Genomic DNA, 14,710 nt, shown 5'->3' on the forward strand with positions numbered 1-14,710 from the left:
TGGATCAGGACGCCCTTAGGGAGCAAGCGCGATCATGTATCCTGGCGCTGCCCCGGCCTACGACAGGTCGACCCGTGGCGGCGGATAGCGACGCGCCAGCATGGCAAGCGGCAGGTGTCGCTCGTCCTCCGGCAGTTCCATATAGGCCAGCACGAGCGGCCGCTTCCAGTCACCGATACCGAAATCCATCGCCATCCATTTTTGTGGCTCGGGTCCCTCGAGGCCCCGGACCCAGACGAAATAGCGGGGCAGGTCGTCGGCGTCCGTATCCGTCGTGCGTCTCCTGGCCATCGAAGCTGTCCCGCTGCATCAACATCACTGCCAGAGGATATAGGTCTTAGCCCGGCGAAGTCGAACGCTTGGCGGCGTTCCGCGCAACGTCAATCGGTTGCGCGACGGTCGATCAGGCGCCGCTTTCCCGTGCTCGAGGCAGAAAGTCAAGGGTATGGCATCAAAAATTCCGATTGACCGAAATTCGGAAATATCGTATGTGTCCCTCACCCCGGCCCAAGGATAGGGGCGTTTCGCGATCGTCACGATACGCGGGCCGGGTGGCGGTGGGCGTGGAGCGCATCGGCGCGCATGCAATCGCAGGGCGGGTTTGGCCCGTGAGCCGTTGAGCGGCGCGCACACGACCGGTGCGATTCGAGCGTACGGCAAAAGCGTGTGGTCCTGACGCCCGGGGTCTGTGCGTCAAGGCTTGCGGTGGTGCGTGCGGCCCGACCGGGCGCGCGCATCAGTCATCTGCAAGGCGACGGGGGCAATAGTGCATCGCTCCCCGGGGAGAGCGCGCCATAAGCCGTCAAACCACTGCGCAGGGAAGGCCGGGATGTCCAGGCTGCCCTGTATGCCGCTGTGCATCTGTCTTCGCGCAATTTGCGCACAGCGGACCGCGGGTGCCAGCCGGCGCCCGGTCTTCCCTGCGCCCTTCCAACGAAGGGGCGTCGAGAGAAGCACAAGACTCGGGCGTGATGCGTCGCGAGGCTGTACTGGCGTGTCCCGTCGTTTGAAAGTCGATCTGTGCCAGCTCGTCGTGCCAGTCACCGCCACAAGTTGCAGATCGCCACGCGGTTGATGTCGGCGAGGCGGCGGTCGGCGTTTCCGTGCGGATCGAGGCTGCCGACCAGCGTCAGCAGGCGCCGGTAAGCACGATCGGCGACGTCGACCGGCAGCGGGGCCTCGTCAAAGGCCTCGACATAGCTGCCGACGAGGCCGCTCAACAGACGGCACAGACCGCGCTGGGCGGGATTGTCCCTGCCGAGCGTCTCGAGCTTTTGCTGAAAGGTCTGGAAGGTCCGCAAGCCGTGGTGTTGCTGCGAAAGCCACGCGTGCAGGTCGTTCATGTGAGCTCCTTCGAGTGACGGAAGAAGCTGACGGTTTATACAGGGGACATGGGGAGATGGCTAGGGAGGGAAGCGGAGCTTGCCGAGCCAGTCCGCCTTCGCCAAGAGGCTTCGCCGGACACGCTTCGCCCTTCTTCGGGCTTCGCATGGCCGCGCCACGCGTAGCCCGAAGGGCGAAGCGTGGTGCCCCTGGCCTCTAACTGCCTAGAGCCATAACCATTTGAATTTGAAGCGACTTTTGTCGTCAATTGCTGCCGATACCAGCACAAATACCAGCAGGATGACGCGCGGTATTCGCCGACAAAAATAAAATAGCAGGCTTCCGGTAGCGGGCACGCCTGTGCCGTTCCAGACTCCACAATTCACCCGACGGGAGTCGAACCCGGCTCTGGCTCGAAATCCCGCGAGGTCAAAGAAGGGTCTTGTCATGTGGATCCGTCATTCCAACGATGCCTAGCGAAACACCTGCCTCGTCCTAGAGACTTCGGAGGACTGCTCGGTTGCGCTTGGCGCAAGACCGACGCCGAAAGCGCCGATCGCGCGACGCTGATCCGCTATATGCTGGACCGCCATGCCGATGGCGTGCCAGTGTCCGGCAACGCTGCGGATCATGGGCTACAGGGACCTATGTCACCTCGGTTTGCGCCACAGCTTCGCGAGCATCGCCAACGATCTCGGCTTTACCGAGGTGACGATCGCGGCGCTGGTTGGCCATGCCAAGGGCTCGGTAACGAGCAAGTACATCCATACACTTGACACGGCCCTCATCATGGCTGCGGACACGATCTCCGGCTACATCCAAGGGCTCCTCGATGGCATCGAGTTCAAGCAGACTGCCTACGCGTTGGATCGCGATTCGCGAAAGGCCGCCCTGGCGCGCTTCCTAAAGAGAGCTTCGAGTGGCGACCAACAGCTGATCGAGCAGGAGTGCCAATTGGCGGCTTAGTTAGGGTCTATACCAGTCCTGGCGGGCTAGCCTTAGTAGCAACGAAAAACCTCCGAGGCGCGACCAGGCGCAAGAAGCAGCCTAGGACCGGGGTGCCGCATCGTTCGAATTTGTTGAACGATAAGTTCGAAGATCTGCTACTTCCCTAGATGGCAGCTGAACTCCGAAGATGGGTCATACGGCCATGCGGTCTTGGTTCAAAGGATTCGGGGGATGCAATGACACTAGAGCTTCAGCGGCACGTGCAGAAGGATGATGAGAGCCCCTTTTACATTGATGAACTCATCAAATGTCGTCGGGCGAAACGTGGCTTTACAGACAAATCCGTTCCAACCGAAGTTGTTAAGGACATCCTCTCGATCGCTAGGTTCGCCCCTAGTTCGAGCAACACTCAACCGTGGAAATGCTACGTATTGACCGGGAAGGCCCGCGAGCGCGTAGTTGCTGCAGCGGTGAAGAATTTCAATGACAACCATGACAAACTGACTCCGGAATATCCATTTTTTCCGGAACCACTTCACGAGCCCCATTTGTCGGTCTTCACCAAGTTTCGTGGTCAACTAGGAGACGCGCAGGGGGTAGAAAGAAGCGACAAGGAAAGCCGCCGCCGCGATGTAGCGAGACAGTTTATGTTCTTTGGCGCGCCAGTCGGTCTCATTTTCACGATGGACCGGAAACTGGTCCCCGCAAGCTTCATCTGCTACGGCGCCTTCCTCCAAACGGTAATGTTGGCGGCTCAGGGCCGAGGACTTGATACGCTTCCTCAACAGATTTGGTCGTTGCAATATCAAGTGCTGCGTAAGGAGCTTGGCATTCCTGAAAGCGATATGGTCGTGTGCGGCATGTGTATTGGCTACGCAGACAACGGCCTTCCCGAGAACAACATGGCGCTTGATAAGTTCGGGCCGGAGAAGTTCGCAACGTTCCTCGACGTCTAGACATCCCTGTGCTGGGTACGGATTATCTTGAAGGGGCCGTCCCTTCGATAAGCGGTACCCAGCCATCGATCGATCGTACGTCGTCCAACCATCTGAGAATTCCGGGGTATCGCTCCATCTGGTATCCGCCCTCTGCAGCCAGGGACACGTAGGCGAAGACTGCAGTGTCGGCTATCGTGTAGCCATTACCCACTAGCCAGTCTCGATTTCCAATCCAGTCCTCGAGTTTTTGTAAAGCGCTGTATCCGTCCTTTTGCCGGTAGGCGATTTCGCCTGCCATCTGGGATGCCTGGCCGCGAAGATTGTAAACACGTGGATATGCGATGGCCTTTTGAAGATCGGCTTGTTCGAAAAACAGCCAGCTGAGCACCTCCGTGCGCGCATGCCGGTCGCCAGGAAGAAAACGCGTTCCTTCTGCCAAATGCATCAAGATGGCGCCGGACTCCACGATGGGGCGACCATCCTCCAACACTAATGTCGGGACTCTCGAGAACCGGCTAATTCTTTCGAAATCCGGTTGTTGAGTATCGCCTCGGACCAAGTCCAGAGTAATTCTCTCGTACTTGAGGTTCAGCTGAGAAAGCAGAATTCGGACCTTCCAACAGTTTCCAGATAGCAGGCTATCGTAAAGACGAAACATGGCTTACTCCGGCGAATGGCTTACTCCGATGGGCATCGAGTTCGAGACAGAATACGAGCCACTGGTGTCGAGAGACAAGCAAGGGGTGTGCCTGTTGAGGTCAGAACGGCGGGTGTCTAGAATAGCTTAAATCGAACTGTACATCTAAAAGTGCGAGCCGTGTCTTTTGTCAGCCTGAGGTACACATCAATCAGCTTGCGTCATGCTTGATCTCAAGGATGTCTTCTATTTTGTCCAGGTTGTTGACAGAGGGGGCTTTACCTCTGCGAGTAGATCGTTGGGCTTGCCGAAATCCACCTTGAGCCATCGGATAAGAGAACTCGAGGGCACTTTGGGCGTAACGTTACTCAACAGAACATCGCGTCGTTTCGGTATGACCGAAGTGGGGACGCAGTTCTATCATTACGCTCAGACATTGCTGCAGACGGCCGAGGTCGCGGAGGAGGCGGTGCGCCAGAGGGCAACCGAGCCCAGCGGCGTCATCAGAATGACGACGGCCGTCGAAATCGCTCAGTTCGCATTGAAGGACCTGATACCGATATTTCTCAAGAAGTATCCGAAAGTTCAGATCGTCGAGATTACTACGGATGCCCTCGTCGATATCGTCGCCGACGGCTTCGACCTGGCTTTGCGGGGCCATACCTCGCCGTTGCAGAATTCATCACTGGTCCAGCGGGCCATCGCGCGCGCGCCGTGGTACTTGTTCGCCGGACCTGGATATTTGGACGCCAGGGGTGCCCCCGCCACCCCTGAGGAAATTGCCCAACACGATACTATCTCGATAGCGAGGACGAGCTCATCGAATCTGGTATTGACGGGCCCCAACGGCCGCAGGTGCATCGTGCAGACAGCACCTCGCTTTCAGAGCAACAACCTTGTTGCGCTGAAGGAATCAGCATGCGCCAATCTGGGCATCGCCGCATTGCCAGGTTACATTTGCCGAGACGAAATTGCTGCGGGAAAGCTGAAGCAGATATTGCCGCGTTGGATTGCGGCAGACGCGCGCGTCTCGGCCCTTATCCCATATAAGCGGGGCCTTCTTCCTGCGGTCAGGGCCTTGGTCGATTTCCTGGCGTCGGAGATACCGCGCGTGACCGCATTCGAGCCTGCGCCGGCGGAAGACGTGCACGTCAAAGCGTCGAGCAAGCGATCGACCTGAGGATTTGCCTCTCCGTCCAACAAATTGAACGCTACGTCCTTCGCTGAGTATCTTCATATCCCTCAGTAGCGCTGCCATCCTTCGCGATGGGTAGAGACGCCGCTTCAGCGGCCTGTGATCGCGAGGGTTTAAGATGAACAACATGACTATCGGCGGCGTCAACAACCAGGTATTTGTGGCCGCAAATCTCGGCAGGATTGAGCACTTCTATTCAACACTTCTTGGCCTGCCAGTCGTGAAGCGGACTGTCCATCATTTGGACTCGCGATTGCCAGTCATTACTTTTGGATTTCAGGGATTCAAGGGCGAGACGAAGCGCGGTCACACGATCAGCTACATCGAGTGGAATCCGATTTTCTACATGATGCCGCAAACTGGATTCGTGGATCCAAAGACGGCCGTCGCTGGCGTTACGTCGCCGCGGGTTGGAGACCCAAAGGGGCGTTGGGGGGCCGGTACAAACCATCATCTGGCTCTTCACGTTCCTACAAGAAACGGCCTCTTGAAATGGAAGCGGAGACTCACCGACCAGGGTATCCACGTTACGGGGCCCTACAACCGTAACTACTTTCATGCGATCTACCTCCGCGACCCCGATGGCGCGATCATCGAAATCGCGACCACCGAACCTGGGTTCGGGCACGATGAAGCGGTTCTCGGGTCTGGCTTCCGGTCTCAGCCGAAGGAGAACCTTATTGGGGGTCGCGACGAGGTGTTGACGGCAGCCGAAACTTGGCCCCGTGCCGTCCCGTCGATTACGGATGACTTTGCGCTGCGCGGTTTTCACCACATCACGTCGATCTCCTCGAACGCCGAGCGAACCGAAAAGTTCTTCGTCGAAACGGTCGGGCTTCGATTGATCAAAAAGACCGACTATTTGGATGAGCGCGGAGGTACGCACTATTACTACGCCTGCGACGATGACCTCTCGCCTGGCTCGGTCTTGACCTTCTTTGGGCTGCCTGGGTATTCCGCCGGACATTTGGGCACAGGATTATCGCATCACTTTTCCTTGGAAGTGGAGAACGACGCGGCTCTTGCGCATGAGCACCAACGCCTAAAACGGGCTGACGTGAAGGTGTCGGACGTTTATGACTGCCTCTACAGCAAGCTGTTCTACTTCCGGGATCCGGATGGGCACATTTGCGCCCTTTCCACGCCAACCCAACTGACGATCGATGAACCCGCTGAAGAGCTCGGGACCAAGCTTTGCTTGGCGCCGGATTTGGAAGATCGCCGCATCGAGATAGAGCGCAATATGGCGTTGCGCCCAGCTCCTGTACCGCTTCCTCGGAATTGAAGGAGCCGGCACCGTGCTGAAGCCAGCCGCGCCTCGCTCCGAACGTGTAATTAGCGGGGGGATCCTGCGGTGCTTACCGCAGGAAACCCTGCGGTGGGGGATGGGTATCGTCGATGCGGCCCTCCGGGAGCTGGCTCACGACGGCCTCGAGCGGCCAATGATTTTTACGGTTGAGCCGCTGCTGCGCTCAACCGATCGGCTCATTCTTCCGCATCTTCACGACGTCTCAGGAATCATCTCCGATTTTCCGCCTCATGCGCCCGATACAGCGATCGAAAGTGCGCTTGACCGCTGCATCCTAGCGGGCGCCCGCTCGATCGTCGCCTATGGAGGCGGCTCGGTTTTGGATGCCGCCAAGGCCGTTTCTCATTTTCATTCACTTCGTCAGGGGCGCCATCTCCCGATAGTCGCTCTGCCGACAACTCTCTCTGGATCCGAGTTCTCTCACTATTTCGGTGTCACGGAAACGTCGGGGGCGCGACCGTTCAAGAGGAGCTACGCCGAGCGCGACACAGTTCCGAAGATTGTGCTGATGGATCCGAGCTTGCTCATCAACACTCCCCGGGCGTTGCTCTTGTCGTCTGCCGTCAAGGGGCTGGATCATGCCATCGAAGGCATGCGACTAGTCGACGTCGACCACCCACACGCCATCATGGCTGCGGCAGGGGCGAGTAGATTTTTTGACGTGCTGGAGCAGTGGCCAACCGATCTGGAAACCGGCGAGGCCGTTCAACGAGGAGCGGTTCACCCGGACGCTCTGCTTCAGCTGCAGTTGGCCGCGTGGCAATGCTATTTCTATCCGGCATCCGTCATCTACGGGCTCAGTCATCGAATCGGACATATCTTGGGTGGGACGTTTGGATTTCCGCATAGCGTCACGTCATGCATAACGCTTGCGCCTGTCATCCGAAATTGTGAAGCGCGGTATGGCAATAAACTTCGGGTGTTCAATTTGCCAGGAGAACCTAATCCAGGGGCGGCACTCGCCGCCAGAATAGAGAGTCTAGTGGCGCACCTCGGGTTACCAAATCGGCTGCGATCGTTTGAGATAGGACTGTCGGCGCTTCCGGAGATCACTGATCTTCTGCGAGCGAATTATCAGAGCGAAGTCGCCGATCTTGGAGAAGACGCTGATCGAAAACTTGAAGCCCTGTTACGAAGCCTGTGGTGAGCCAGGATGACGTCGCCATCCGTGGCCGAGATGCTAGTTGAGCTTCAGTCGGGCGCGACAACATCGCGTCAACTTGTGCAAGTAGCACTTGAAAAGGCAAAACGTTGTGCAGCTGAGTTGAATGCCTTTGCGGCGATCGATGAAAGCGTGTTGGCTCTCGCAACCGAGAGCGACTGGCGATACGCAGAAGGTTCGGCAAGAGCTCTTGAGGGCATTCCGATCGTCGTCAAGGACATCATCGATACCGCTGGTGTTGAGACCCGGTATGGATCGGCCGCTTACATCGGTAACGTTCCGAGAGCCGACGCCCGGGTGGTTCGTGATCTGCGCAATGCCGGTGCAATCATCCTTGGAAAGACGACCACACACGAATTTGCCTGGGGCGTCACTACATCGAGCGAAGCGTTTGGCAATACGCTCAATCCAAACGATTCCGCGCGAATTCCGGGAGGATCGAGCGGTGGCTCGGCCGCAGCAGTTGCTTACGGAGTGGTTCCGGTCGCTATTGGCACGGATACAGGAGGTTCGGTTCGAATTCCGGCCGCACTTTGCGGGGTAGTTGGACTAAAGCCGACGTACGGCGTTCTCTCACCCGATGGAGTATTTCCACTCGCTCCAACGCTGGACCATGTGGGCCTGATTTGCCAAACGGCCGAGGATCTCATCGTTCTTGCCGGTGCTTTGGGCATGAACGTAACGCCAGATGACTCCTGGCGTGACGCCAACGTGAAGCGAACGATTGGCGTACTTAAAGTGCCAAGCGATGTTCCGGTCGACGCGGCCATTTGGAGCGACCTTTCGACGGTCGTTGAAGGGTTGCGTCATGATCATAACCTAATGGAGATCGAGACACGCCTAGATGAGGCTTACTCGATCTTTGCCAACCTGGTGCTGGCCGAGGGAGGTATGATACATTTTTCGCGCAACTCCTCAGAGCTAATTCGCCAAAGCTACGGTAGAGAGACAGTGGCCAGGCTCGAGCGTGCGCGCATGCTCAGCATCGACGATTTCGCACGAGCCCAAGAGGCAAGGCGGCGGTTCTCGTCGAAGATTGCATCCCTTTTTGAGCAAATTGAGCTTCTCATCTTGCCTACGTGCCCCTGTACTGCACCCCTGGTAGGAGCGGACGATGTCCGGATTGGAGCATGGAGCGGCGACGTCCGCAAAGCGCTCATGACCTACACGGCACCCTTCAACCTCGTTGGATATCCTGTCGTGACTCTGCCCTTGCCGCGAAGAGCCGGTGTCCTGCCGGCGGGCCTGCAGATCGTGGGCCGCAGAGGAAGGGATCGCGATGTCATTAATGCCGCGGTGCAGTTCCAGAGGCTGGTCATCGAGCTCAGCTGCAGCAATGCAATTAGTTAGGTCCGGCTGGCCGCCGGCGGATGATCGATGTTTCTGCGCATCGAAATAAGCGATGGCCTAGTTGCTTGGGTCGAAGGCACTCGCCGGGCTTAGGCTCTCCGATAAACTCAACGCCAGCCCCTTCGAGCGCCCGGCGGATCTTTTCGACCGTCTCGAACTGGGCGTTGGTTGCACCAGTCATTCTCTCAATCCGGCGAATGCTTGCGATGCCGACGCCGGCTGCAATGGCCAATTGAAGCTGCTGCATCCCACAAGACAAGGCGCGGCCTTGACTTGGCGTCCCAAATGAGCATTCGCTCACTCCGCGCCTGCTATCGGTTCCGTGCAAGAACCAAGTCCCCATTGCAGGAACGCCGATCCGCGCGGGTCGGAGGGAAGCGGCCGTCACGGCTGCTTCCCTCCCAAAACTCTGGCGGTTGCGAAAGCTCACTCCTTGGCTTTGCCCACAGGGCAGCCCGCCGGAGGATCGCCGATGAACGTCCTGGCCGAAAAGAGTTCCGGGAATGGAATCTCTTCGAGAGTCGGCGTCAGCCACTCAATTCCGGAGACGCCGAAGTAGGCCTTACGAGATCCCAAGGTACGTCGGGTCAGCATTAAGTGGCGATATTTCCAGGTCGTGAACTCCTCGGCAATATCGGCAAGTGTCTCACCCAAGTTCTTGATCTCGGGTCGCTCATCGTACCCAATTTGCCAAGCCCGCTCGACCTCGGGGCTAGGTTTGTACGGCTGAGCGAAATCACGCTCAAACTGAGCTCGAGGAATGGGAAGCTTTTCACGATGCAGGAATGCCAGCACGTCGTCGTAGACGCTCGGAGCGTTAAGGGCCTCATTCAGTTGCTGCCATCTGCGCGGCTGCGGCTTGAAGTGCTCCAAATGTTCCCCTTGTTTGATTCCGAACAGATAGACCATGTGGCGGTAGGTCCAACCTTGGAGAGCAGTGTCGCGCCCTAACGTCGCTCCAGCCGCGCCCAGCATCGGAAGCAGGTCAGACGGGGTCAGCCACGATAGAGAACGCCACGTGGCATTGAGTGGTTCATGTGCATCGACCACTCGGCGCAAGGCTTGCTGAGCCTTCGCAAGGTCATTCTGTCTCAGACTGCTCTGTGCGGCCTGAAGTTCTCGGACAATGAGAGCCCAATAAAGCTCCATGACCTGACAGTTGACGATGAACGAGTACTCCCCTGGATGATCGCTCACCGTCCTTTGCAGCGTGTGCAGAATCTCTGTCTGCAGCCACATACTATACGGTGTCTGTTCAAATCTGTCTTTGTCGGTGATCTGGACGTTCATCGCGTTGGTGCTCCCATTCTGCCTGAGTTTCGTTACTGGTCCGGAATGTATTTTGGTTTGCAGGATTCTGGAACGGCCAGCATCCTGAGCGATCAAATCTGTCACTCAAAGTGTACGATCAAGCGACGGTCAGAGACTCCAAACGGTCCGTTCTCGGCCATGCTGCGGCCGCAGAGATTTCGGCATCGAACCGTTTGGCAAAATCCGCAAGGGTTGTCTCACCTTGGTCGATAGTGAGAGTCTTGACGGCGAGAACGATGTTGACGTCGGTAATGCCGACAAACCCGAGAATCTGTTTGAGATACGAGCTCGCCACGTTGGCTGAGGCGAATGGAGCTCCAGGAGAGAAGTCGCCGCCCGTCGTGAGGATCACGGTCGCCTTTTTGCCCTTCAACATGCCTTCATAGGTGTTTGAGACCGTAACGCCGACGCGCACGATCTGATCGATGTAAGCTTTGAGGAGTGCCGGTATGGAAAAATTGTACATTGGCGTGCCGATGACGATGTGGTCGGCAGCCTTGAGTTCCTCGATCAAGGTGTTTGATGTCTTCAAGGCCGCAGCGGATTCCGGCGAATGTTGGTCAGGCGGGGTAAATGCGGCTCCGATCCACGGAAGGTCAACGAATTGTAGGTTGGATCGCGCAAGGTCGCGCCTAATGACGGAAGCATTCGGATGTAGGCGCGACCACTTCTCGACAAACTGAGCAGTCAAGATGCGGGAAGTCGAATGTTCAAAGCGTGGGCTCGCTTCAATTACCAAGAGACAAGTCATTTCTTAGCTCCAGAGTTTTGAGGAGTCAGCCGCCGACCACGTCAATGCGGCAGCCGATGGCCGTCTTGGACGTAAATACAGCGCGGGCAGGGCGGGAAGCCGGGCGTTATCGGACGCATCGTTCCATGAATTGGAACGATGGTCGCGAGATCCTGCCTTCCCTCGGCGGCGGAAGCATCGTCCGATAGCTTGAACGCTTGGTTCGAAAAATGTCGGCTTCTAGTCGAGCGGTCCGCGACTAGTCTGGCCACGGCAGAAGCGTGCGTGCCAGACCCCCAACATTCAGGAAGCGCTATGACTACCAATCTAAGAACGTCTGTCGACGCGTTGGCGGAGCAAGCGCGGAATTCCGCAATCGGAGATCCTGAGCGGAGGTGCATAGTGTCGAGTGGCGGTGTGCATCCGAAGCCGAGAGGCGACCAGTCGCTAATTCCACGACTCGAGCTTTTTCATTTCACTATGTCGATCTGCTCTCAGAAGATTCGCGTGGCGCTATTCCAGATCCGGGCTCCATTCGCCAGCAGCGAGCTGATCATTATGCCGCCGTTCAGCGAAAATTATTCGGCGGAATATGTGAAGCTCCGCATGGCGTCTGCCATCGCGCGGAGCCGACCATTCGTTAGCGGCTATTCCGGGAGCTCAAGTGTTGAGAACGAGGGCTTTGACCCCCTGGCGGTACCCACGCTGGTCGATCATGAGAAGGGAGAAGTTGTCGCGGACTCACGTCTGATTGCGGCCTATCTCGACATCTTGAGTGGAGGGGCGTTGGTGCCGTTGCAATGGCAAAACAGGGTTTGGACTGAAATAGCAATTGTCGACACAATACCACATGCCGGTTTGTTCTACGGCGCAAATCCCGACGGCGACGATCGCCCCGAAGAAATTCGCGCGGGAATGCAGGGGGCTCACAACAAGAAGATCGAACTAGTACGAAAGCGTTTGGAGGGCTTACCGGTAGACTCCATTCTTCGCGAAGCTTACAGGCACAAGATCATAAAGGAAGAAGCGGGGCGTGAATTCATATCGCAGCCGACCAATATGCGGAGGATTATCGAAGCAACGCACAGCACTATCGTGCAACTGGATCGAAGATTGGAAAGCAAAAACGAGTGGTTGATGCCCGATGGATTTACCCTGGCTGATATCTTCTGGGGTGTAAGTCTCTTCCGGCTTCTCTTTCTTGGTTACGATTGGATGTGGAAGGACTGCCCGAGGGTGTCCGAATACGCTGAACGGCTCTTTGCCTCGCCGTCGATGCAAAATGGCGTAATCAATTGGCCTGGTCATCCGCCCGGCGAGCGCATCGAACGCTTCAAGAAGCACTAGAGCTTTGGCCTTTGCCTTTGGCGCCAGAATGCGGCTCCCGATCGGAGCCGCTTTTAGTGATTGGAATACGTGATATAGGCGCGATCCAAGCACCGCCGATCGGCATTCTCGACAAACTCACCGGTGCCAGCCATAAGACTCTTGTCTCTCGTTCTTACCAGAGATGAACCCGCGAGATGATCACGCCAGGAGGACGGTATGGGACTGTTGGTCGAAGGTGAATGGCGTGACACCTGGTATGACACCGGCGCGACCGGCGGCGTTTTCGTCCGCAAGGACGCAGCTTTCCGCAACTGGATTACCGCCGATGGAAGTCCTGGTCCGAGCGGTGTTGGCGGGTTCAGAGCTGAGGCTGGTCGATATCACCTTTACGTCAGTCTCGCTTGTCCCTGGGCCCATCGAACACTGATCATGCGAGTGCTCAAGGGTCTTGAAGACAAGATCTCCGCATCCATTGTGCATTGGCTGATGGCCGAGCGCGGCTGGAGTTTCTCGAAGGGGCCGGGAGTGATACCCGACCATGTCAACGGCGCGGAATATCTGCATCAGATCTACACGATGGCCAACAGCCACTATACTGGTCGGGCAACTGTGCCAGTGCTGTGGGACAAGCAACAAGGCACTATCGTCAGCAACGAATCGTCCGAAATCGTTCGCATGATGAATTTCACGTTCGATCACCTTGGTGCGAGATTGGGCGACTTCTATCCTAGCGAGATTCGAGACGAGATCGATGCCGTGAATGCCCGTGTCTATGACACGCTCAACAATGGTGTCTACAAGGCGGGATTTGCTACCACACAAGCTGCCTACGATGATGCTGTCGGTCCGCTGTTCGAGACACTGGATTGGCTCGAAGAGCGTCTGGCAGATAGCCGCTTCCTTTTCGGCGATCGTTTGACCGAGGCGGACATCCGGCTCTTCACGACGCTGATCAGGTTTGACGTCGTCTATTTCGGCCATTTCAAGTGCAACATTCGATCTGTTGCCGACTATCCCAACCTCTCCGCGTACGTCCGTGACGTCTACCAATGGCCAGGGATCGCATCGACCGTTAATTTCGAGCATATCAAGCGTCACTACTATCAGAGCCATCGCTCCATCAATCCCACGGGTATCGTCCCTGCGGGCCCTCTGCACGATTTTGGCGCGGCGCATGGGCGCGAACGGCTCTCGGCAGATAAATAGCATTTCCGGCCTGGGAACGGGTACCCGCCCGCCCGGGCGCAACGAGCGCCGACGGGCGTTTGGTAACCTCCAACGAGCGTTAGCACTGCTGTGCGCACAGCAGGATCAGACAAAACGTGCCTGTTTTAGGAAAGGTCGCTTCACCACTGTAGTGCGTAGAACGCGCGCATGTCGCTTGCGGTGGTCAGGAAAATACGTCACGTGCTGCTGGGGCGATCGCCATCACGAGTGTCGGTTTGACGACGCGTGGGATGAGCCGCAATAAAGTAATCAGGATCAGGTCTCGCTGTCCGATGAGCCCCGCATGTCTCGCCGCCAGGCTCCCGGGCTGACGCCGACTATGGTCGAAAAGACCTTGGTAAAGTGGCTCTGATTGGCAAACCCGGCCGATTTCGCCACCTCGGATAGAGGCACATCGCGAACGGTCATCAGCTGCTGGGCTGCCTTCACTCGCTGGCGAAGCAGCCATCGATGCGGCGGCAGACCCGTGGAGATTCGAAACGCTCGCGAAAAATGATCGACTGAAAGACCGAACTCGGCCGCGATCTGCCGTAGTGAAAGTTTTCCCGCGAGGTCGGACTCGAGCCTATCGCAAGCACGGTCTAACTGCCACGGAGCAAGGCCACCGCGGATCGGCTTGGCGTTAGGTCGGAGCCCACCATAGGCCTGAGCGACGTGCGCAGTAAGTGCGTGCAACATGTGGTCGACGAAAAGCTGGTTGGTCTCGTCCGCTCGACGGAGAGCGTCCAAGAGCGACGCTCCGAGGTTACGGACGACCGCGTCGTCGTGGCCTATACCCGGTTCATAGGCGAGTTCACCAATGCGCGGTGCACCGGCCTGCCTCGCGATGTCGTCAAGAGCCGAGCGTGGAAGATAGAAAAAGAGGGAGTGGAACGGCTTGTCGATGACGTAGCGCGGATCGCGTTTCAGATCGTAGAGATAGGTTGCGCCGCCGTGGATATTCGTCTTGATGACACTTCGGCCTCGCTCCCAGCACTCGCAGTCCGGATAGTCACGAAATTTAAGGCTGACGAGGTAAGCGTCCGCGGAGGGCAGGGAACCGGAAAGGCCGGGCACCGGGCCGTCGTTTCGGGTTTCAGTCACCGCCAGTTCGGCGCTGCGCAGCGTACGTGCAATCAGCGAAGGTGCATTCTTCGCCTGCAAGGGTTGTCCGAGCCTCGATCCATAGACGCCGGCCTGTGCCATTTGAATTGATCCGGAAGGTTAGATTGCAGGCTCTGATTGGCATGCGAATTTTGCGCTGTATTATCG

Annotated in this window: 13 protein-coding genes and 1 pseudogene; 8 read left to right on the plus strand and 6 right to left on the minus strand. The window is 57.4% G+C overall.

What is annotated here, in order from left to right; genetic code table 11:
* Positions 1–57 precede the first annotated feature (57 nt).
* The gene (locus XH96_RS04420) at positions 58–291 is read right to left on the minus strand and encodes a hypothetical protein (protein WP_194391223.1); all 234 of its coding nucleotides are present in this window, start codon (positions 289–291) and stop codon (positions 58–60) included.
* Positions 292–1,040: 749 nt separating this feature from the next.
* Positions 1,041–1,343: a hypothetical protein gene (locus XH96_RS04425; protein WP_194391224.1), complete on the minus strand. Its 303-nt coding sequence runs from the start codon at positions 1,341–1,343 to the stop codon at positions 1,041–1,043.
* A gap of 640 nt (positions 1,344–1,983) precedes the next feature.
* Between XH96_RS04425 and XH96_RS04430 the strand changes: the two are divergent.
* Both XH96_RS04430 and XH96_RS04435 read left to right on the plus strand, forming a co-directional pair.
* Positions 1,984–2,289 (plus strand): annotated as a pseudogene (locus XH96_RS04430) (integrase); the annotation flags it as partial.
* 218 nt (positions 2,290–2,507) lie between these two features.
* Positions 2,508–3,227, plus strand: coding sequence for a nitroreductase (locus XH96_RS04435; protein ID WP_194391225.1), 720 nt, complete (start codon positions 2,508–2,510; stop codon positions 3,225–3,227).
* A gap of 22 nt (positions 3,228–3,249) precedes the next feature.
* Here XH96_RS04435 and XH96_RS04440 read toward each other — a convergent pair whose 3' ends face one another.
* Positions 3,250–3,867, minus strand: coding sequence for a glutathione S-transferase family protein (locus XH96_RS04440; RefSeq protein WP_194391226.1), 618 nt, complete (start codon positions 3,865–3,867; stop codon positions 3,250–3,252).
* Between the two features lie 202 nt (positions 3,868–4,069).
* On the opposite strand from XH96_RS04440, the gene XH96_RS04445 reads away from it, so the two are divergent.
* The 4 genes from XH96_RS04445 (at position 4,070) to XH96_RS04460 (ending at position 8,862) form a co-directional block, all read left to right on the plus strand.
* Positions 4,070–5,026, plus strand: a complete 957-nt coding sequence (locus tag XH96_RS04445; RefSeq protein WP_194391227.1) for a LysR substrate-binding domain-containing protein — start codon at positions 4,070–4,072, stop codon at positions 5,024–5,026.
* A 133-nt stretch (positions 5,027–5,159) separates the two neighbouring features.
* Entirely contained in the window at positions 5,160–6,326 is a 1,167-nt protein-coding gene (locus XH96_RS04450) for a VOC family protein (protein ID WP_194391228.1), read from the plus strand.
* A 100-nt stretch (positions 6,327–6,426) separates the two neighbouring features.
* On the plus strand, positions 6,427–7,497 hold the full coding sequence (locus XH96_RS04455) for an iron-containing alcohol dehydrogenase (protein ID WP_194391229.1): 1,071 nt from the start codon (positions 6,427–6,429) through the stop codon (positions 7,495–7,497).
* A gap of 6 nt (positions 7,498–7,503) precedes the next feature.
* Entirely contained in the window at positions 7,504–8,862 is a 1,359-nt protein-coding gene (locus XH96_RS04460; protein WP_194391230.1) for an amidase, read from the plus strand.
* Between the two features lie 426 nt (positions 8,863–9,288).
* Here the strand turns inward: XH96_RS04460 and XH96_RS04465 are convergent, their stop codons facing one another.
* Both XH96_RS04465 and XH96_RS04470 read right to left on the minus strand, forming a co-directional pair.
* Positions 9,289–10,152: a tryptophan 2,3-dioxygenase gene (locus XH96_RS04465; protein ID WP_194391231.1), complete on the minus strand. Its 864-nt coding sequence runs from the start codon at positions 10,150–10,152 to the stop codon at positions 9,289–9,291.
* Positions 10,153–10,270: 118 nt separating this feature from the next.
* The gene (locus XH96_RS04470; protein WP_194391232.1) at positions 10,271–10,924 is read right to left on the minus strand and encodes an FMN-dependent NADH-azoreductase; all 654 of its coding nucleotides are present in this window, start codon (positions 10,922–10,924) and stop codon (positions 10,271–10,273) included.
* Between the two features lie 486 nt (positions 10,925–11,410).
* Here XH96_RS04470 and XH96_RS04475 point away from each other — a divergent pair, with 486 nt between their 5' ends.
* Both XH96_RS04475 and XH96_RS04480 read left to right on the plus strand, forming a co-directional pair.
* Positions 11,411–12,250 (plus strand): glutathione S-transferase family protein, encoded by an 840-nt coding sequence (locus XH96_RS04475; protein WP_210337853.1) that lies wholly within the window; start codon positions 11,411–11,413, stop codon positions 12,248–12,250.
* Positions 12,251–12,448: 198 nt separating this feature from the next.
* The gene (locus tag XH96_RS04480; RefSeq protein WP_194391233.1) at positions 12,449–13,438 is read left to right on the plus strand and encodes a glutathione S-transferase family protein; all 990 of its coding nucleotides are present in this window, start codon (positions 12,449–12,451) and stop codon (positions 13,436–13,438) included.
* Between the two features lie 276 nt (positions 13,439–13,714).
* Here XH96_RS04480 and XH96_RS04485 read toward each other — a convergent pair whose 3' ends face one another.
* Complete coding sequence (locus tag XH96_RS04485) at positions 13,715–14,644, minus strand: AraC family transcriptional regulator (RefSeq protein ID WP_194391234.1); 930 nt, start codon at positions 14,642–14,644, stop codon at positions 13,715–13,717.
* Between the last annotated feature and the right edge of the window lie 66 nt (positions 14,645–14,710).

The sequence above is a fragment of the Bradyrhizobium sp. CCBAU 51765 genome, from assembly GCF_015291725.1.
Lineage (GTDB): Bacteria > Pseudomonadota > Alphaproteobacteria > Rhizobiales > Xanthobacteraceae > Bradyrhizobium > Bradyrhizobium liaoningense.